Genomic DNA, 2528 nt, shown 5'->3' on the forward strand with positions numbered 1-2528 from the left:
TTGCCATACAAGCCTCGCGTTGAGTCATGTTGCTTACGTTTTATCTTGATGAAAACGGTACCGCTTGTATGTGCTCATGAACGATGGTGCCCTTAGCTTTGTGTAATCGGCCCATCATTCAAAAAGCCTGTCATTCGCAACCAAACTCATACAACAAACGTGGATTTGACCACAGAGTAAACGCGTTCAGAGTCGCATAGTGGCTTGTATGAGCTACTTAGAGTGCGTTACGCAGATACGCCTTACAAAGCATCGAGAACGTGGTGCCGTCATGCTCATGACAGCAGGCTTTATGCTTTTAGGCGTGACGTGCCTTGCTTTGGTTGTAGATACGGGGCGTCTCTATGTCATCAAACGCACCCTACAAAGGCAAGTTGATGTGGCTGCTCTTGAGGTGGCTGCCCGTGGAGGCCGATGTGATGACGGATCGGCACAGCAAATTGCTCAGGAAAACTTAGCGCGCAACGGATTTACTCTCGATGCAGAGCATCAGCTTGCATTGCCAGAATGTGGCGACATTATTATTAGTAATAATATGCGGCAACTCGATACCGCTAGCAGTAGTAACAAAGCAATTGCTATTTCACTTAGTCAAACCACGCCAGCGAGCATGATTGCCGGTGGCGCCTTTGGTGAAAGCATCACAATTTCTGCACGCGCCGTAGCAAGTGCAAATGGCAGCCCTTTAGCCATGCTTACGCTGCGCAGCACATTACTCAATGTAAATATCACTAAAAACAGTAAAGCAAAGTTACTTAGCGACGTTTTTGGCGGCCTACTAGGTGGCAACTTGAACATTTCAGTTGGCGCTTGGAATGGTCTTATTCATACCGATATCGATATTTTTGAGTTCATGGATCGCTTAGCCATCAATATCGGCGTTACTGCTGGTGAATATGACAGCCTACTCTCCACTAATGTGAGCACAGGAGAGCTAATCCAAGCGGCAATTGATGTGCTAGACCAGCAAAATGGCACTCCGCAAGTCACACTCAATGCTTTAGAGGCGATTGTCGCCTTAGATCAGATTTTATTGGCTAGCTCGATTAGCTCAGGCCAACTCAAGCTAGGTGAGATCGTTGGCCTTGCATCTGACGCGGACTACGATGGCGCTAAAGCACGGGTTCAGCTCTATCAGTTTATCCAAGGCATCATTCTGCTTGCCAACCAACATAATGCCGTCAGTGCTGTTATCCCTATTGATCTTTTAGGTAATACAGTCGACCTCGCCATTAAGGTCATTGAGCCGCCACAGTTTGCCGCTATTGGTGACCCTGCAGCAGCGAAAGATGAGGCATATCTGGCCGTAAATAACAGCCCTAATAGAATTTATGTACGCTCTGCGCAACTTCGTATGATTTTAAGTGTGTCGCTAAGTAATAAGCTGGAATCACTAGTCTCAGGCCTAAACACTGCTGTGGACAACTTAGCCAGCCCATTAGTTGGCGTGATAAATGGACTGCTTGGCCTGAACTTAAGCGTGTTACTTGGTGGGCAAGACCAATTAAATATTTTATTGCTACCCGCCCCGTTTCGATTTGATATCAATCTAGATCTTGCCGGCGGTGATGCTCGAGTGACAGACTTTAGCTGCCAAGGCGATGAGAAGTCCCTAACTGTACCGGTTAAAACCGCTGCAGCAACTCTTCGTATTGGCAAGATGGGTGTCTCCGCGAGCGATGCTCAAGAGCAGGTAATGTCTAGCCAAACAGAGCCTGTGGTACTACCAATACCACTTGTCGACTTCGGCATTAAGCATTGCTCATTACTCGGCTGCGGCGCACGAGTGCCATTTGCCGCCGGGGGACTTGGCTTAAAGGTCAAATCATCTGTCTTTGGCGCTGAAGGTACGCTTCTGTTTGAGTCTCCCGCTGAGGAAAACTTACCTGACTTAGTCAATATGGCGGAAACACGTGGAAGCCAGGTATATCAATCGATTAGCTCGGCAAGTCTTATAGGTAGCCTAAGAGGCACCTTGTCAGGGCCAGAAATTACCGCTTACGAAGCTAATGGCAATACATTGGGTTCAGCGCTGATGCTCGTAGGAAGTATCGCAAACACGGTAGTGGCGCTTCTGAAAACAGCCATAAGCACAGTCTTATCGCCACTGCTTGACCCATTGCTAACGTTTTTAATAGAAAATCTTGGCTTAGACTTGGCAAAAACAGAGGTTGCCGCAAACCTAAGCTGCCACGCAAACCAAGGCGTATCCATAGTTATGTAGGCGCAGGTAAGCGAACATCCTAGCTCAAAAAAATGCTTCAAGTAGGCGGCAAATCGTAATCAGTCGTTAATGTGCGTAGGTCTTCAATGATGTCGATCAAGACATTGAGCACCACACACTATCTAGAGGTATGTCATGAAATCTTGGAACAATCTTGCAGCAGTCGCCGTGGGGCTAAGTCTGCTAGTTAGCGGCCCTGCTTTTGCTAAAAAGCCTGACTTTGCTGAACATGGTGGAAATCACTCAGCAGATCATGATCACGGCAAAAAGCACAATGAAAAACGTCACACTAACTACTTTAGCC

Annotated in this window: 1 protein-coding gene; it reads left to right on the plus strand. The window is 47.3% G+C overall.

The annotated features are described in order from the left end of the window. The first annotated feature begins 208 nt into the window (after positions 1–208). Positions 209–2224, plus strand: coding sequence for a Tad domain-containing protein (locus AC3DKE_RS11165; RefSeq protein ID WP_487990741.1), 2016 nt, complete (start codon positions 209–211; stop codon positions 2222–2224). Positions 2225–2528: the final 304 nt, after the last annotated feature.

It is taken from the genome of Paraperlucidibaca sp. (assembly GCF_982810325.1).

What these genes read in the sequence shown, in the direction of transcription:
- AC3DKE_RS11165 (WP_487990741.1), top strand. Translation starts at nt 209, where the DNA reads ATGAGCTACTTAGAGTGCGTTACGCAGATACGCCTTACAAAGCATCGA.